At 65.4% G+C, this 15,777-nt stretch carries 13 protein-coding genes; 5 read left to right on the top strand and 8 right to left on the bottom strand.

Translation table 11 applies throughout. The features are described 5' to 3' along the window. Positions 1-129: 129 nt before the first annotated feature. Genes hemH through MNBBLIKP_RS15055 form a run of 3 tightly spaced genes read right to left on the bottom strand, consistent with a single transcriptional unit; the run spans position 130 to position 4,187 of the window. The gene (gene hemH / locus MNBBLIKP_RS15045; protein WP_088311085.1) at positions 130-1,146 is read right to left on the bottom strand and encodes a ferrochelatase; all 1,017 of its coding nucleotides are present in this window, start codon (positions 1,144-1,146) and stop codon (positions 130-132) included. Continuing rightward, positions 1,143-3,410: a xanthine dehydrogenase family protein molybdopterin-binding subunit gene (locus tag MNBBLIKP_RS15050; RefSeq protein WP_088311086.1), complete on the bottom strand. Its 2,268-nt coding sequence runs from the start codon at positions 3,408-3,410 to the stop codon at positions 1,143-1,145. The genes hemH and MNBBLIKP_RS15050 overlap by 4 nt, the downstream gene beginning before the upstream one ends. Positions 3,411-3,422: 12 nt before the next feature. After that, positions 3,423-4,187, bottom strand: a complete 765-nt coding sequence (locus MNBBLIKP_RS15055) for an Mrp/NBP35 family ATP-binding protein (protein ID WP_441339286.1) — start codon at positions 4,185-4,187, stop codon at positions 3,423-3,425. Between the two features lie 291 nt (positions 4,188-4,478). Between MNBBLIKP_RS15055 and hflK the strand changes: the two genes are divergently transcribed. From hflK to MNBBLIKP_RS15070, 3 genes are all read left to right on the top strand, one after another. Beyond that, positions 4,479-5,594 carry a protease modulator HflK gene (gene hflK / locus MNBBLIKP_RS15060; protein ID WP_088311088.1) on the top strand — a complete coding sequence of 372 codons (1,116 nt, stop codon included), beginning with the start codon at positions 4,479-4,481 and terminating at the stop codon, positions 5,592-5,594. After that, entirely contained in the window at positions 5,591-6,433 is an 843-nt protein-coding gene (locus tag MNBBLIKP_RS15065; RefSeq protein ID WP_088311089.1) for an SPFH domain-containing protein, read from the top strand. The genes hflK and MNBBLIKP_RS15065 overlap by 4 nt, the downstream gene beginning before the upstream one ends. 101 nt (positions 6,434-6,534) lie before the next feature. After that, positions 6,535-8,064 (top strand): Do family serine endopeptidase, encoded by a 1,530-nt coding sequence (locus tag MNBBLIKP_RS15070; protein WP_176399796.1) that lies wholly within the window; start codon positions 6,535-6,537, stop codon positions 8,062-8,064. Between the two features lie 57 nt (positions 8,065-8,121). Here MNBBLIKP_RS15070 and MNBBLIKP_RS15075 read toward each other — a convergent pair whose 3' ends face one another. Then, positions 8,122-10,248, bottom strand: coding sequence for a transglycosylase domain-containing protein (locus tag MNBBLIKP_RS15075; RefSeq protein ID WP_088311090.1), 2,127 nt, complete (start codon positions 10,246-10,248; stop codon positions 8,122-8,124). Between the two features lie 189 nt (positions 10,249-10,437). On the opposite strand from MNBBLIKP_RS15075, the gene MNBBLIKP_RS15080 reads away from it, so the two are divergent. After that, positions 10,438-12,198: a patatin-like phospholipase family protein gene (locus MNBBLIKP_RS15080; protein WP_176399797.1), complete on the top strand. Its 1,761-nt coding sequence runs from the start codon at positions 10,438-10,440 to the stop codon at positions 12,196-12,198. Positions 12,199-12,204: 6 nt separating this feature from the next. Here the strand turns inward: MNBBLIKP_RS15080 and msrB are convergent, their stop codons facing one another. Genes msrB through MNBBLIKP_RS15095 form a run of 3 tightly spaced genes read right to left on the bottom strand, consistent with a single transcriptional unit; the run spans position 12,205 to position 14,010 of the window. Then, positions 12,205-12,603, bottom strand: coding sequence for a peptide-methionine (R)-S-oxide reductase MsrB (msrB, locus tag MNBBLIKP_RS15085; RefSeq protein ID WP_088311092.1), 399 nt, complete (start codon positions 12,601-12,603; stop codon positions 12,205-12,207). Between the two features lie 46 nt (positions 12,604-12,649). Continuing rightward, positions 12,650-13,096 carry an NfeD family protein gene (locus tag MNBBLIKP_RS15090; protein WP_088311093.1) on the bottom strand — a complete coding sequence of 149 codons (447 nt, stop codon included), beginning with the start codon at positions 13,094-13,096 and terminating at the stop codon, positions 12,650-12,652. Then, positions 13,096-14,010: an SPFH domain-containing protein gene (locus MNBBLIKP_RS15095; protein WP_088311094.1), complete on the bottom strand. Its 915-nt coding sequence runs from the start codon at positions 14,008-14,010 to the stop codon at positions 13,096-13,098. Before MNBBLIKP_RS15095 ends, MNBBLIKP_RS15090 begins: the two co-directional genes overlap by 1 nt. A gap of 131 nt (positions 14,011-14,141) precedes the next feature. Between MNBBLIKP_RS15095 and MNBBLIKP_RS15100 the strand changes: the two genes are divergently transcribed. Continuing rightward, positions 14,142-14,630 (top strand): hypothetical protein, encoded by a 489-nt coding sequence (locus MNBBLIKP_RS15100; RefSeq protein WP_088311095.1) that lies wholly within the window; start codon positions 14,142-14,144, stop codon positions 14,628-14,630. 152 nt (positions 14,631-14,782) lie between these two features. Here MNBBLIKP_RS15100 and MNBBLIKP_RS15105 read toward each other — a convergent pair whose 3' ends face one another. Beyond that, positions 14,783-15,652, bottom strand: a complete 870-nt coding sequence (locus MNBBLIKP_RS15105; RefSeq protein ID WP_088311096.1) for an amidohydrolase family protein — start codon at positions 15,650-15,652, stop codon at positions 14,783-14,785. Positions 15,653-15,777 lie beyond the last annotated feature (125 nt).

The raw sequence follows: 15,777 nt of genomic DNA on the forward strand, positions 1-15,777 counted from the left end.
GCCGCGATAGCGGCTGCGCGCTACCGCGCGCAATCTTGTTCGCCCCCTTCCACCATACTGCGGATGGTCCCCCTCCCCCGTTGGGGGAGGATTGATTCGCGCCTTGCTGTTAGTCAGGCCGCCCCGGCATCACCCCATCCAGCCCGCCAGCTCGCGCCGCACCAGTGCCTCCAGCATGGCCATCCCGGCATCGGATGTGTTGAGGCAATCGAGCGCGGCATAGTGCGTGCCTCCGGCTTCGGTGAATTGCTCACGCCCCCGGATCGCCAGTTCCTCGCGGGTTTCGAGGCAATCGGCGGAAAAGCCCGGCGCGGCGATGGCAAGGCGGCGGGTGCCTGCACGCGCTTCGGCGGCAAGCACGGCGTCGGTCGCGGGTTCCAGCCATTTGGCCCGGCCAAAGCGGGATTGAAAGCTGACCTCGATCCGCAGCTCAGGGAACTCGCCCGCCAGCGCCTCGGCCAGCCGCCGCGCGGTCTTGCGGCACTGGCAGTGATAGGGATCGCCAAGGTGCAAGGTGCGTTCGGGCATGCCGTGGAAGGACAGCAGCAGCACTTCGGGCACGAAATCGAGCGCCGCCAGCTGGCGTGCGGTGTCGGCCCGCAGTGCCTCGATATGGGCCGGATCGTCGTAATAGGGCGGCAGCGTCCGCAGCGCCGGTTGCCAGCGCATCGTGCCCAGCTGCGCGGCAAGGGCATCCATCGCCGAAGCGGTCGTCGCGCCGGAATATTGCGGATAGAGCGGGGCGATCAGGATCCGTTCGCATCCGGCATCCTTCAGCGCCTGCAATTCCGCCCCCAGCGCCGGATTGCCATAACGCATTGCCCAGCGGACCATGACCCCGTCGCCCATCCGCGCCTGCAGGGCCGCCGCCTGCGCCTTGGTAATCGCGGCGAGCGGTGATCCGTCCGGTCCCCAGACCTGGGTATAGGCATGGGCCGATTTGCGGGGGCGGGTGTTGAGGATGATCAGATTGAGGATCGGCCACCACACGGCGCGCGGGATTTCCACCACGCGGCGATCCCACAGGAACTGCTTGAGATAACGCCGCACCGCTTGCGGGGTTGGCGCATCGGGTGTGCCCAGGTTGACCAGCAGCACGCCAATACGGGGGGGCTGGATTGGCGGATGATCGGCAGGCAGGGTCATTGGTTCTCGCTGGTCAGCGGCAAGGCGTGGAGCCGGATTCCACCGGCGGAATAGAGCGCATTGGCGATCGCGGGCGGGGCGGCAATGGCGCCCAGTTCACCCGGATCAAATGGCGGCTGCGTGCTGTCGATGAATTCCACCTCGATCTCGGGGCAATCGGCCAGCACGGGCAGGGCCATCAGCCCCAGCCGCCCGGTCAGCGGCAGGCCATCGCCATAGGCCGTGGTCGCGCCGCTGGCCACGCCCATGCCGAACAGCAGGCCGCCCTCGATCTGCTGGCGGGCGATGTCGATGTTGATGATCCGGCCGATGTCGACCACCGCAGTCAGCTTATCCACCCGCACCCCGCGTTCATCGCGGCGGGCCTGGGCGATCACGGCGATCCGCCCTTCGCGCCCCGCCGTGGTCATCGTGAAGCAGGCCAGCCCCTGTCCGCTGCCGCTTGCGCCGCCGTTCCATTCGGCCAGCGCGGCGGCGCGCTGCAGGCAAGCGGCCAGCTTGATGTCATGCCCCAGCATGGCCATCCGGTAGCTCAGCGGCTCGCGCCCGGATTTGCCCGCCAGTTCATCGATAAAGGTTTCGATCAGGAAACAGGCCAGGCCATGGCTGTTTCCGCGCATTCGCCCGGTCGGCAGGCCGATCGCGGCGGGGACATGTTCCACGACCAGGTTGGCTATTGCATAGCCCGGCACCATGCCCTGCATGGCCAGCGGATCGCCTTGATCCTGCGCGGCCAGCGCCTGCTGCGGGGTGCGGTTGGCGAACTGGCGTTCCCCGAATTCCTGCGCCGTAGCGGGCATGGCGACGCGGATCTTGAGCGCGGTGAGCGAACCATCGCGCGCCGTGCGCGCCGCCAGCACCGCCTTTGCCGGGGTGCGCGGCAGGCCTGCTACCTGTTCCTGCCAGCGTGACCAGGTCAGTTGCACCGGGCGTTCCACCTCGCGCGCGATCAGCGCGGCTTCGGCCAGGTGGTCGCTTTCCAGCCGCCGGTCAAAGCTGCCCCCGGCTGGCATCGGATAGAGCACCACCTGCTCAAGATCGATCCCCAGCGCCATGGCGGCCTTGCGCCGTGCGGCCTGCGGGCTTTGGCTGGCGGCCCACAATTCCAGCCGACCATCCTTGAACCGCGCGGTCGCCGTGGCGGTTTCCAGCACGGCATGGACTGCCGGGGCCACGGTATAGTGGGCAACATGTTCGAACCGTTCGGACAGCCACTTTTCCGGATCACCGGCTGCGGCGATGCGGTGGGCGGTGCCGGTCAGCAAGGCTTCGCCCAGCGCCTGATCAATCCGGGCACTGGTGGCCTGATCATCCGATGCAAAACGCGGAGCAATCAGGCTGAGCGCGCGTTCGGCCGACCACCAGTCGCTCGCCACGGCCGCCAGCCAGTTGTCGCCATTGACCAGCTTGACCAGCCCTTGCACCGCCTTGGTCTGATGCGTGTCATAGCCGCCCAGCCGGGTCTGGCCGATCGGGCCGTGGCGGATCGCGGCGTGGAGCATGTCGGGCAGGCGGACATCGCCCGCGAAAGCATAGGTCCCATCGACTTTGGCCGGCAGGTCAAGCCGCGGAAAGCGCAGCGGCGCGCCGGCCGGGAACTCTGCCGGGCGCTCGGCCATCGCCTGAACCCGCACGGCGGCGGGGCGGGGCGGAGTATAGCCCGCCGCTTCCTCGACCAGTTCGGCAAATGACAGCCGCTGCTTGTCATGCAGGACAAAGCCCCCGGCGGCATCGCATTCTTCCCAGGCCACGTTCCAGCGCGCGGCGGCGGCCTGAGCCAGCATGGCCCGGGCGCTGGCGGCGGCGATTCGCGCCGGTTCCTCATGCGCGATCAGCGAGGTGCCGTCGGCAGCGGTGGTAAAAGCCTCACGCTCGGCAAAGCGGCGGGCGAGCAGGTCGTCCGGTTCGTCCGCCAGACCCGGCAGCAGCGGCATCCACAGCTGCGCCCAGTGCGCGGCGAGCGGGGCATTGGCATAGGCCCCGCTGACCGGCGCCGGTTCCACCGCGATCTGCCGCCAGTCCGCGCCCAATTCATAAGCGACGATCTGCGGGATCAGGGTGGAAATGCCCTGGCCCATTTCCACTTCGGGCACGGCCACGCTGACCACGCCGTCCTTGCCGATCTTGAGCCAGGCGTCGAACAGCACTTCGTCCGGCCCTGCGGTCAATGGCGGGGGAAAGCGGCGCGGGGTCAGCGCCCAGGCGACCAGCAGTCCCCCGGCCGCCCCGGTGCCCAGTACAAATCCGCGCCGCGATAGATGCATCGTGGAACCAGCCTACTGGTTGTCGAGCCAGGTCGCAACGCGGCGTGCCAGCGCGGCAAAGGCATCGGCCTGCGGGCCTTCCCCGGCGGCGGGCGGTGTGCCGGCATCGCTTTGCTGGCGGATCGCCAGATCCAGCGGGATCCGGCCCAGAAACGCGTGGCCCAGCTTGTGCGCATAGGCCTCTGCCCCGCCCTGACCAAACGGATCGCTGACCTCGCCGCAGTGCGGGCACATGTAACCGGCCATGTTCTCGATGATCCCGATGATCGGCACTTCGCCCACTTCGAACAGCTGGATCGCGCGGGTAGCGTCAATCAGGGCCAGGTCCTGCGGGGTGGACACGATCACCGCTCCGGCGGGCTTGTGGCGTTGCAGCATGGTCAGCTGGACATCGCCGGTGCCGGGCGGCAGGTCCACCACCAGCGTATCGATCGCACCCCAATCGGCGTCGATCAGCTGGCCCAGCGCATTGCCCGCCATCGGCCCGCGCCAGGCGATTGCCTTGCCCGGTTCGATCAGCTGGCCCATCGACAGCATCGGTACGCCCCACTGATTGGGCACCGGCACCAGCTTGTTGTCGCGGGCTTGCGGCTTGATCCCTTCACTGCCCAGCAGGCGCGGCTGCGACGGGCCATAGATATCGGCATCGACCAGCCCGACCTTGCGCCCCATCCGCGCCAGCGCGACCGCCAGATTGGTGGACAAGGTGGACTTGCCGACCCCGCCCTTGCCCGATCCCACCGCGATGATCCGGCGGCGCGGCTTGTCGGCCATCATCGCCACACGCACTTCGGACACACCGGGTGCTCCGGCCAGGGCTTCCTTCGTCGCGGCTTCCAGCCGTTCGCGTTCCACGGCATCAAGCCCGCCCACGTCGAGCACCAGCACCGCTACGCCATCCTTCAGCCGCAGCGATTGCAGGCGCTGGCGGGCCAGGGGAGGCAACAGGGCAGTCAGGGCGTCGTCGGTCACGGATCAGGCTCCAATCAGGTCGTGCCCGGCCCCTAGCAGGGAAAAAGCGCAGGCGGGCACTGTTTTTGTGCGTCAGGCGTACCTATAGTGCCTTGCATGAGAGGATTTCGCGGCCCCGGGCGGGGCAGCAGACTGGCGATGGACGCGGGCAAGAACCCGTGGGGCAGCGGGGCGAGCGACAGCACCTCTGCACCCGATCCCGCGCCCGGTGATGGCGCAGAGCAGGGCGACGCGCAGGGCAAGGACGATGGTCCGCGCAACCCGTGGAAGGGCGGCGAAGAACAGCCCCCCGCACGGCGTTCGGCCAGTATCGATGATATCTTCCGTTCGCGCGGCGGGCGGCGGCCCGGCGGCAGTGGCCCGAACCGGCCAGACCTGGGCCGGATGGCACTGCCGCTGGCCGCGGCACTGCTGTTTGGCGGCCTTGCGGCAAGCTCGGTCCACGTGCTGAGTGAAGGTGAACAGGGCCTCGTCACCACGCTCGGTCGCTATGAGGGGACGGTCGGCCCCGGCTTTTCGCTGACCCTTCCCTGGCCGCTGCAACAGGTGACCGTGCGCAAAACCGCCGAAATCGCGCAGATGAGCTTCCCGGCCAAGGGCGGGGAGACGATGCTGCTGACCCGCGATCAGTTCATGGTCAACCTGGCCTGGCAGCTGCGCTGGAAAGTCCGCGATCTAAGGGCCTTCACTTTTGCTGCGCAGGATCCCGAAACCGTGCTGCGACGGCTGGGTGAAGCGCAGATGCGCGCGGCGGTGGCCGAAATGCAGTTTGACGCCGTGTGGGACGGGACCGGGCAGGGCAACCTGCAGGACCGCGTCCGCCAGCGGCTTCAGGCTGTGCTCGATGCCTATGGGCTGGGGGTTGCCGTGGAAGGGGTCGAAGTGGTCCGCGCCGATCCGCCCGCGCGGCTGGCCGATGCCTTCCGCCGGGTCAGCGACGTGCGGGAAGAGGCACGCAAGGACCAGAATACCGCACGCAAGTTCGCCGAACAGACCCTGACGAAAGCCGAAGTTGAAACTGCCGAGTTCGACAAGGCCTATGCCGAATACAAAGCCGCCCCCGGCGTCACCCGGCGGCGGATGTATTACGATACGATGGAAAAGGTGCTGGGCAACAACCAGAAAGTGGTGGTCGGGGCCGGAGTCAACGTCACCCTGCCCGCACCGCCCGCGCGCGCTGCGGCGGCCAGCGAACCGGCGAAGAAGCCATGACCCTGTCCGCGAACCTTCAGGCCTGGCGCCGTCCCGCCTTCTTCGCCGCGCTGGTGGCTGCAATCGGGCTGGCGAGTGTGGTGGTCGTGCCCGAAACCAGCCAGGCCGTGGTGATGCGGCTGGGCAAGCCAGACCGCGTTATCAACCTCTACCGGCCAGATGAGCGCAGCGGCGCAGGGCTGGAATGGCGCATTCCCTTTGCCGAACGGATCGTGTGGATCGACCGCAATTTCCAGCGCTTTACCAGCGAGGGGCAGCAAGTTCGCAGCGCCGACGAACAAGTGTTGAAGCTGGATATCGATACCACTTATCGGGTCTACGCTCCGGTCCGGCTGGTCAACACGGTAGGCGATCAGGCCAAGCTGGTCGATCAGTTGAAAGCGATCCTGCCGGCCCTGCTGCGAGAGGAACTGGGCGGGCAAAGCGCCAATGTGCTGCTCGCCCCCGGTGCTGGCGGCACGCTTGCCCGGGTGCGCAGCGCGCTTGATGCCAAGGCGCGGGCCTATGGCGCGCAAGTGGTGGACCTGCGGATCACCGCGGCCATTCTGCCCGAACCGGGGATGCAGACCGCGCTGGCGCGGATGCAGCTGGACCGCGAACAGCGCGCCTCGCTGGAACAGGCGCGCGGATCGGCGGAAACCCAGGCGATCATCCAGGACGCCAAGGTCCGCGCCGCGCAAACCTATGCTCAAAGCTATGGCCAGGATCCCGAGTTTTACGACTTCTACCGCGCTATGAAGAGCTATGAAGCCGTGTTTGCCAAGGCCGAGAACAAGGACGGTTCAACCATCGTGCTCTCGCCCGACAACGAATACCTGAAGCAGTTCAAAGGAAACTAGGCAGCCAGGGGCGTTTCATTCAAATTCCGTTCAGGCGCGTGGCGGTGTTACCCGCAGACGGGGCTGGCGCAGGAACGAACTAGCAAGAGGATACAGGACACGTGCGATACGCCTATGGAGTAACCACCGCATTGCTGCTGGGCGGGGCTGCGGCCTCGCTGGTCACGGGTCTGCCTGCGGGTGCGCAGGTGGCGCAGAACGATGCCGCGCAGATGCAGAACGTGGTCCCGCGGGCCGGGGCCCCGGCCAGCTTTGCCGACCTGACCCAGCAATTGCAGCCTGCCGTAGTCAACATTTCGACCCGGCAAAAGGTTAAGGTCGCGAACGGCAATCCCTTTGCCGGGACTCCGTTCGAAGATCTGTTCGGCGGCGGCCAGGGTGGCGGCGCGACTACGCGGGAAGCGCAGTCGCTCGGCTCGGGCTTTGTCGTTTCTGCCGATGGCTATGTCGTCACCAACAACCACGTGATCACCGCCGATGGCCAGGGCCAGGTCGAATCGATCACCGTGACCATGCCCGATGGCACCGAATATCCGGCCAAGCTGATCGGCAAGGACGCGCCTTCGGACCTCGCCGTGCTCAAGATCAATGCGGGCAAGCCGATGCCGTTCGTCAAATTTGGCGACAGCCGCAGCGCCCGCGTGGGTGACTGGGTGATCGCGATCGGCAACCCGTTTGGGCTGGGCGGGACGGTCACTTCGGGGATACTTTCGGCGATTGCGCGCAGCACCGGTTCGGGCAGCGCCTATGACCGCTATCTTCAGACCGACGCTTCGATCAACCGGGGCAACTCGGGCGGGCCGATGTTCGACATGAAGGGGCAGGTGATCGGCATCAACAATGCGATCTTTTCGCCCACTGGCGGCTCGGTCGGGATCGGCTTTGCGATCCCCGCAGAAACCGCTGCACCGATTGTCGACAAGCTGATCCGCGGCCAGACAATCGATCGCGGCTATCTGGGCGTACAGATCCAGCCGGTGACCGAAGATGTCGCGGATTCGCTGGGCCTGGCGCACAACCGCGGCGAACTGGTGCAGACTGTGCAGCCGGGGCAGCCTGCGGCCAATGCCGGGATCCAGCCGGGTGACATCGTGGTCAAGGTTGATGGCAAGGACGTTTCGCCCGAACAGACCCTGTCCTACATCGTCGCCAACACCGCGCCGGGCAAGCGCATCCCGATCGATCTGATCCGCAACGGCAAACCGATGAGCCTGACTGCCACGGTCGGCAAGCGCCCGACCGAGGATGAGCTGGCCCAGCAGACCTTTAATCCGAATACGCCCAGCGAAGATCCCTATAACCGCAACCCGCAGCGGCAGGGCGAAGGGCTGGCGGAAAAGGCGCTGGGCCTGTCGGTCCTGCCGCTCAATCCGCAGATTGCCCGCCAGATCGGCATGCCCGATACGGCGCGCGGGCTGGTGATCTCGGTCGTCGATGGATCGTCCGATGCCGGGTCCAAGGGGCTGCAGCGCGGCGATCTGGTGCTCAGCGCCAATTACCGCCCGGTGACCACCGTGGCCGAACTGGAAGCGGTGATCCGTCAGGCCAAGGCCGATGGCCGCAACGCCGTGCTGTTGCAGGTCCAGCGCCGCGGCCAGCCGGCCACCTATCTGCCAGTGCGGATCCGCTGATCCTGCCAGCCAGCTGAAACAAGCGAGCCCCGTTCCGGCTGGAACGGGGCTCTTTTGTTACTGCCCTGCCGGAACCGGAATGCGCCCCGGCTTGGGTGTGCCGGGTTCGGATCGCGGCTTGCGGCCGGTGGCTTCATCCAGGAAATCCTGGTTCGCTGCGGGCAGAGGCACGTCACCCGGGACCAGTTCCGGGCCGCCATTGCCATCGCCAACAGGCTGACCGCGCCCGGACGCTCCGCTGCCTTGCGGTTCGATCAGGTTGCCCTGTTCATCGACATAGCTGTAATCGTCCGGATTGCCGGACATCGCGGTTTCATCATCGGGTTCCAGTTGCCAGGCTGGCGGGGTTGCGGCGGTATCGAACTGTTCCACCGGGCGTCCGGCCACTGCCACGCGCATATAGCTGGCAAAGGCGCGGGCCGGGGCCGTGCCGCCTTGCAGCCCGGGGACCGGCTTGTCATCATCGCGGCCCATCCACACGCCGGTGGTGATCCCGCTGGAAAAACCCATGAACCAGCCATCCTTGTTGGATGTGGTGGTGCCGGTCTTGCCCGCGACGGGCCGCCCGATCTGCGCCGCGCGCCCGGTGCCGATCGCAACCGCGCTTTGCAGCAGATCGGTGATTCCCGCCGCGACATAGGCCGGAACCAGCATCTGCCCGCCCTTGCTGGTGCGCTGATACAGTACGCGGCCATCGGTGGTGGCAATCTTGGTGATGCCATAAGGTTCGATCGCCTGCCCCTTGGCCGAAACCGAGGCAAAGGCGCGGGTCATGTCGATCAGGCGGACCTCGTTCGAGCCCAGCACCATCGACGGAACAGTCGAAATCGGGGTTGAAATCCCGAACCGCCGGGCCATCCCCGCGACCGAGCTGAAGCCGACTTCGTTGCCCAGCTGGGCGGCCACGGTGTTCTTGGAATAGGCAAAGGCGGTGCGGACATCGATCTTGCCGGCATAGGTTCCGCCCGAATTGCGCGGACTCCACCCATCGATTGTTACAGGGGCATCGACCACTTCGGATGAAGGGGTATAGCCCGCTTCCAGCGCGGCGAGATAGACGAACAGTTTCCAGGCCGAACCTGGCTGCCGCACCGCGTTGACCGCGCGGTTATAGTTCGACGTGACATAGTCGGTCCCGCCCACCAGCGCCAGAACCGCGCCGTCGCGGTCCAGCGAAACCAGCGCTCCCTGTGCCCCGGCCGGGGCGTTTTTCTGGATGGCATCGGTCGCAGCGCGCTGCATGCCGATGTCCAGAGTGGTCCAGACCTCGATCGGTTCGGTATTCTCACCCAGCAGGATGTCGAGCTGGGGCAGCGCCCAATCGGTGAAATAGCGGACCGAATTCTGCCCGCCTTCGGAGGCAAACTTGATCGCCTTGAAATCGACGGCGGCGGCCTGATCGGGGCCGATCACGCGGTTTTCCTGCATCAGGCCCAGCACCACTTTGGCGCGGTCAACCGCCGCTTCGGCATCGGCGGTGGGGGAATAGTGCGACGGGGCCTTGACCAGCCCGGCGATGATCGCGGCTTCGGGCAGCGACAGCTGGGTTCCGGGATGGCCAAAGAATTTGCGCGCCGCGCTGTCCACGCCGTAAGCGCCGCCGCCGAAATAGACCTTGTTGAGATAGAGTTCGAGGATCTGGTCCTTGGAGAATTTCCATTCCAGCGCCATGGCCAGCACGATTTCGCGCAGCTTGCGGCTCCAGGTGCGGTCATTGTTGAGGAACACGGTCCGGGCAAGCTGCTGGGTCACGGTGGAGCCACCCTGTTTCCAGCGCCCTTCACGCGCGCGGACATAGAAGCTGCGCAGGATCCCGATCGGATCGATCCCGATATGGCTGTTGAACCGGCGATCCTCGGTGGACAGCATCGCGTCCTTCATCACCTGCGGGATCTGCTCATAGGCCAGCCACTTGCCATAGCTGGGCCCCAATGAGACCAGTTCCGTCCCGTCGCGGGCGCGGACCACGATCATCTGGCCGGCCTGGCTGGACTTGAGCTGGTCATAACCGGGCAGCGACTGCGCGGCGAGGCCGACCGCGACCGCGACGATCAGCGCCCCCAGCAGGGCCAGGCCCGTGCCCCAGACCAGCAGACGGCGGAAAGCGCGGCCCAGGCGCGAAGGTTCAGGCTGGTCCGGCTGGCGCGAAGCAGGCGCCCCGCGCCGGATGTCATTGCGTGCCATGTGGCTCGTTCATCCCGTTGGTGCGGCGGTTAAGCCAATGCGGCCCGCACCTTGCGCGCCAATGCATAGGGCAAATGTAACCCGGGGTTAATGGGGCAAATTTTTGTGGCCTGTGCGCTGTGTCACCGCCCTGGTTGATCGGCTGCGTTATTAGTGGGACCCTGACGTTTTCCCGCAGGAGCCATGGCGATGTCCGAACAAGCAAAGCTTCCCCGATACACCGCCGCGGACTTTGCCAAGCCCGACCTGGTCGATTGCGACATGATCATGAAGGGCGGGATCACATCGGGCGTGGTCTATCCTTATGCCGTGCTAGAAATCGCCACCCGGCACCGGCTGCGCTCGCTGGGTGGAACTTCTGCCGGGGCGATTGCCGCAGCCTTTGCGGCGGCGGCCGAGTATGCGCGCCGGGGCGGCGATCCGGGCGGCTATGTCCGGCTGCAGGAACGCTGCGATCAGTTGCCGGAACTGCTGCCCGATTTGTTTCAGCCCAATGCTGCGCTGGCCCCCGCAGTTGCGGCCGTGCGCGAAGTGGCCGGGCTGGGGCAGGGACGCAGCGCAATAGCAAGCTTTCTCTGGCGCCATGCCGGTCCGGGCGCACTGCTTGCCGGGGCGGTAGCGGCGGGTGCGGCCTGGCTGCTGCACGCTGGCGCTGCGACCATGATCCTGGCGGTGCTGCTGGCCATGCTGCTGGCCGCCGTCTGGCTGCTGGTGCGGCATTTGCGCGCCAACCTGGCCGCACCGCTGCGGCAAGCCATGGATGATGCAGAGGAACTGGGGTTCGGACTGTGCCCCGGCCCGACCCAGCCCGGCGCGGCCCATCCGGGGCTGACCGACTGGCTGCACGATTCGATGCAATACATCGCCTTTGGCCAGGCGGACCACGCCCGCCCGCTGACTTTTGGCGATCTGTCCGGCGATGGCACTTTGCCGTCGATCGAGCTCAGGATGGTGACGACCAACCTTTCGATGCGCCGCCCGCACACCCTGCCACGGCTGGGCATCGCTGCCGGGTTCGATCCCGCACGCTGGGCCCGGCTGTTTCCCGCGCCGGTCATGACCTACCTGCAAGCGACCTGCAAAGCCTGGAAAGTGGCAAGCGGCAAGCTGCTGTTTCCCGCTGAGGCCGATCTGCCGGTGATCGTCGCCGTGCGGATGAGCCTGAGTTTCCCGGTGCTGTTCACCACGGTCGAACTGCACATGGAGGACTATGAACTGCCGGGCGTGCTCAAAAGCCTGGGGGCCAAGGCCTATCGCCGGGTGCGCAAGGTGCATTTCTCTGACGGCGGGCTGACCAGCAACTTTCCGGTCCATCTGTTCGATCAGCCGTTGCCCAGCCGCCCGACTTTCGCCTTTTCGCTCGATGATCTCGATTGGGACCCGGCCGAAGTCAAACGTCGGGTCGCTCTGCCCGATCAGGCCGGGCAGGGCACCGGGGTGCGGATCAAGAAGATCGAGGATCTGACCACGTTCGGCTGGCAGGTGCTGGCTTCGGCCAAGGACTGGCAGGATCAGCTCACCTCGCAACTGGCCGGGCAGCGCGAACGGGTGGTGCACATCTATCTTGATCCGAAGGAAGGCGGGCTCAACCTGACCATGCCGGCCCGCCGGTCACGCGGGCTGATGCGTTATGGGCTGGAAGCCGGGCAGGCGTTCAACACCCGGTTCAATTTCGATGAGCACCGCTGGCGCCGGATGATCGTGCTGTACAAGGCGATGGGTCAGCAGCTGGATGCGCTTGACAAGAACTGGGTGGCTTTTTCGGCCTGGTACGATGACTATCGCACTCATGTCGGCAGCTACAAGGCCATCTCCGCGACCGACCGGCGCAACATGGCGGCCAATCTCGATGCGATACTGGCGGCCTGGAGGAAGGGTGAGCGGATCAACACCGCCGCGCGCACCTTCCCGCGCACTCCGGCGCGGGTGCGGGTTACGCCGGAATACTGATCGCAATCAGTCTTTGGGCTGGAAATCCAGGCTGGCGCTGTTGATGCAATAGCGCAGACCGGTTTCACCCGGCCCATCCGGGAATACATGGCCCAGATGTCCTTCGCAGCGCGCGCAGCGCACTTCGGTGCGGACCATGCCGTGGCTGGTGTCGGTGATCTCGGTCACCATCTCGTCTTCCACCGGCGCGGTATAGCTGGGCCAGCCGGAACCGGAATCGTACTTGGTCGCGCTGGAAAACAGCGGCGCTCCGCAGCCTGCGCACATATAGACGCCGGTCGCCTTGTTGCTCTCATACTTGCCGGTAAAGGCGCGTTCGGTGCCGTGCTGGCGCAGGATCTGGTACTGTTCGGGGCTCAGCCGTTCACGCCATTCGGCATCGGTCAGGTTCAGCTTGTCGGGCATTGAAGGTCTCCTGGCAGAGCCATGATATGGGGGGCGTGATATGGGGTCAGTGCAAGTGTTCGACAAGCAGCACCGCGCCGTCGTGGCCTGATACCCGCATGCGGGTGCCGGGTTCGGCATCGGGGCCGCGCGCCAGCCATTCGCTGTCACCCAGCTTGACCCGGCCGCTGCCGCCCTCGATCATCTGGGTTACCAGCACCGTTTCCCCCACCGACCGCGCGCCGCGATCGTTCATCATCGGGTCGGCGGCGTCGATCGGGTTGGCGCGCAGCCAGTTGCGGCCGACAAACACCGATCCCAGCGCCAGCGCCACGAACAGCACGATTTGCAGGGCCAGCCCGATCGGCAGCAGCCAGCTGGCCAGCCCCGTCACCATCGCCGCACCGGCCAGCCAGATCAGGAACACGCCGGGGATCGCCATTTCACCGACCGCCAGCAGCAGGCCCAGCGCCAGCCACAGCCAGTGCGGATCCATGTCCAGCAGGCCGCCCATCACTTCTTGTCCCCGCCCAGCGCATCGCGCACCAGTTCGCCAATCCCGCCAACCGTGCCGATCAGCTGGGTCGCTTCAACCGGGAACAGGATGGTCTTGGCATTGGGCGAAGTGGCAAAGGCGGCAACCGCTTCGGTATATTTCTGCGCAACGAAGTAATTGAGTGCCTGGCTGCCCGATCCGGCGATGGCTTCACTGACCACCTTGGTCGCCTGGGCTTCGGCCTGGGCCGAGCGTTCGCGCGCTTCGGCATCGCGGAAGGCGGCTTCCTTGCGCCCTTCGGAGGACAGGATCTGGGCCTGTTTCTCACCCTCGGCCCGCAGGATTTCGGCGGCGCGCAGTCCTTCGGCTTCGAGGATCTGGGCGCGCTTTTCGCGTTCGGCCTTCATCTGCCGGGCCATGGCGTTGGAAATATCAGCCGGGGGCCGGATGTCCTTGATTTCGACGCGCGTAATCTTGATCCCCCACGGCGCGGTGGCGTGATCGACGACCATCAGCAACTTGGCGTTGATCTCGTCACGCTTGGACAAGGTTTCGTCCAGATCCATGCTGCCCATCACCGTGCGCAGGTTGGTGGTCGTCAACTGCATGATCGCGACAAACAGGCTCGACACTTCATAGGCGGCCTTGCCGGCATCGAGCACCTGGAAGAACACGATCGCATCGACCCCGACCATCGCGTTGTCCTTGGTGATGATTTCCTGCCCCGGAATGTCCAGCACCTGTTCCATCATGTTGATCTTGTGGCCAACCCGGTCAACGAACGGGATGATCAGGTGCAGCCCCGGATTGGCTGCGAGCGAGAATTTGCCGAGCCGTTCGATCGTATAGACATAGCCCTGGCGCACCACGCGCACGCCCATCGCCAGAAAGACGAAACCGAACAGCAGCAACGTCAGCAGGAAACCACCCATGGCAAGCACCTCTTTTGCGGTTAGGACTGTGAACTTAGCGTGTGCCTGTCTGCCCGCAAGCAAAACCGGATCGACAGGATTGGCGCCATGCTTAACCCGAAAGTAACCAGAAACACGGTATTCCCCACCGCATGATCCAGGATAATCCCGTCAAGTGGAGCCAGGGCTTTCACGGCTCAGAGCATCCCGAAACTGCCGCGATCCGCGTGCAAAAGGAATATGTTGATACCATGATCGCGCTCAAGCGTGAGAACATGGACCGGATCTATGCCTATGTCACAGGCCTGCTGGAAAAGGCCAAGGAAGAGCTGGGCCATGCCCGCAGTGGCGGCAGCAGCGGCGATGGCCGCCGCATGGCGCTGCGCCAGCATGTTGATGAAATCGCTTCCTATATGAAGGGGCAGGCGCTCGATCTGGAATTGCCGCCAACTTACGGCGATGCAGGGGGCGCGCAGCTGCGCGATCATTACGTGCTCGATCAGGTTCCGGCCTATTTCGGGCGAGTGAAATGCCTGCTCGACCAATGGTATGACAGCCACTTGCTGGCGGTTTACGACGAAGTAGTGATCCTGGTGAAGCCGCGCGGATCGACCGTTTCCGGGCAGTCAAACAACAGTTAGGGTCAAGACCTGTTAACCGCGCCTTCGAGGTTTGAGTCAGAATGGCTCAGGGCTAGGAAGGAAGGCGCGGGAATATGTCGATATTTCAAGACTTCCTGACGAAGCGCTAGGCCATTCTGCCGCCTCGAAGGCGCGGTTAATAGGTCCTGACCCTAATCCGCCCAGTACAGCGCTTCGGGATTGTCGATCAGCAGCAGGCGCTGCAGCTCGTCCGTCGGGGCGATGCGGGGGAGCATGTCAACCAGATGGCCGTCATCGGGCACCGCATCCTGCATATTGGGGTGCGGCCAGTCGGTGCCCCACAGGCAGCGCGTGGGATAGTCCGCGACCAAGGGCGCGACGCTTTCGGCGAACATGTCCCACGGATCGCCATTTGCATCGAGCCGGTCCGGGCAGGTCGCCTTGAACCAGATATCGTCGCGGCTGTTCAGGAAACTGCGGAACGCCTTCATGTCCGCGCCGTCAGGCCCCTGGGTCACATCCGGGCGACCCATGTGGTCGATCACCAGCGGCACGGGAATCGCGTCCATGAACGGGCGCAGTTCCTCAAGGATGTCAGCCTCGAAATAGATCACCACATGCCAGCCTTGCGGCAGCCGCCGGGCGACCTCCAGGAACTTGTCCTTGGGCGCGTCATCAACCAGCCGTTTCAGGAAATTGAAGCGGATCCCGCGGATCCCGCCATCGTGCAGCGCCTGCAGTTCGGCGTCGTGAATCATGGGATCAACCACCGCCACGCCGCGGGCCTTGCCATTACTTTTCGCAATGGCATCCAGCGTCGCGGCATTGTCAGTCCCGTGGCAGCTGGCCTGGACGATCACGTTGCGATCGAACCCCAGATGATCGCGCAAGGCGAACAGCATGTCCGGCCCGGCATCTTCGGGCAGGTACTTGGCCTTGGCGCTGAACGGGAACTCCGCCATCGGCCCGAACACGTGGCAATGCGCGTCAATCGCACCGGCTGGCGGGACGTAGAGCGGCTTCGACGGATTGCCGTGCCAGGAAACGATGCGGTCAGTCATGTTACCAGAACTCCAGAACAGTGCTCTCTTCCCTTCAGGGGAGAGATACGCAGGCTTGCGGGCTTGTCCCGCTAGCCGAAGTTGAGAGGGGGAGGCCGTGCACTCCCCTCTCCCAACCCTCTCCC

It is taken from the genome of Novosphingobium sp. B 225, assembly GCF_002198665.1.
Classification (GTDB): domain Bacteria; phylum Pseudomonadota; class Alphaproteobacteria; order Sphingomonadales; family Sphingomonadaceae; genus Novosphingobium.